Source organism: Rhodococcus sp. EPR-157 (genome assembly GCF_001647195.1).
GTDB lineage: Bacteria > Actinomycetota > Actinomycetes > Mycobacteriales > Mycobacteriaceae > Rhodococcoides.
Window position 1 is genome coordinate 1 of sequence record NZ_LVCV01000507.1, and the last position, 1,009, is coordinate 1,009.

The 1,009-nt window shown below is 63.9% G+C and carries 2 tRNA genes and 1 pseudogene; 2 read left to right on the forward strand and 1 reads right to left on the reverse strand.

The window, feature by feature from the left end:
- Positions 1 to 376 (forward strand): annotated as a pseudogene (locus A2J03_RS22860) (maleylpyruvate isomerase family mycothiol-dependent enzyme); the annotation flags it as partial.
- 224 nt (positions 377 to 600) lie between these two features.
- Here A2J03_RS22860 and A2J03_RS22865 read toward each other — a convergent pair.
- Positions 601 to 671 (reverse strand) — tRNA-Gly (locus A2J03_RS22865).
- 185 nt (positions 672 to 856) lie between these two features.
- Here A2J03_RS22865 and A2J03_RS22870 point away from each other — a divergent pair.
- A tRNA-Pro gene (locus A2J03_RS22870) sits at positions 857 to 930 on the forward strand.
- Positions 931 to 1,009: the final 79 nt, after the last annotated feature.

Sequence of the window (1,009 nt, forward strand, 5' to 3'; positions counted from 1 at the left end):
CCGTTTCGACGCGCAGGATGCAGTGCACGCACGGGGAGGAGCCGAACCGGACCGGGCTGACCCGGCCGGTGCTGCGGACGGCGTCGCCGAGTGGGCGGAATCGTTCCTGACGAGGGTGCCACTCGAACAACTCCCCCAACTCGCCGGGCGAACGGTCCACCTGCACACCGACGACGGAACCGGCATGGAGCTGTTCCTGGACTTCGGCGGTTCCGAGATTTCGGTGACGCGTGAACACCGCAAGGGTGACGTGGCGTTGCGCGGGTCCGCCCAGAACCTGCTGCTCGCGGTGTGGCGCAGGCGTCCGCTCGCTGTCCTCGACATCGTCGGCGACGCGTCGGTAGCAGAGGCGCTGTACGACGGGGTTCGGATCTGAGGGTCTTGGTTGGGACCGAATGAGCCTTTCGGTCACTTGGGGCGCGAGCCCGGCGCGCAGGTTCCAGCGGAAACAACGGTTGCAACCTGCGCGTTCGCTGGAAGGTGCGCGGTCAGGCTGGGTAGGGACCGAAACAGACTGTCGGTCACCGGCGGGGCCGAGCGCACCGAGCACCCAACACAGCACAAAGCCCGCCTCCGCGTTGCGGGGCGGGCTTTGTAGTGAGCCGATGACGAGAATCGAACTCGCGTAGCCTGTTTGGAAGACAGGGGCTCTACCATTGAGCTACATCGGCATGCCCGCGACAACGATGGGATCGCCATCAGCGCCGCGTGCAGTTCGAAACTCTACATAACCTCGGTTCGGGATTACAAATTGCCTGCATGTACAGTCTTCGAAGACGGAAGCGGTGGCCCGGCTACGGGTACCGCTGGTGTCTGCTGTTCAATGGGACATGTACGTTGAATGGCGTCGGTAAGACGGGGTGTGGCGCAGCTTGGTAGCGCATCCGCTTTGGGAGCGGAGGGTCGCAGGTTCAATTCCTGTCACCCCGACAAAAGAACGAAGCCGGATCCATCGGGTCCGGTTTCGTGCGAAGGATTCACTTCGCCACGGATTCGCCGACGGTCGCCG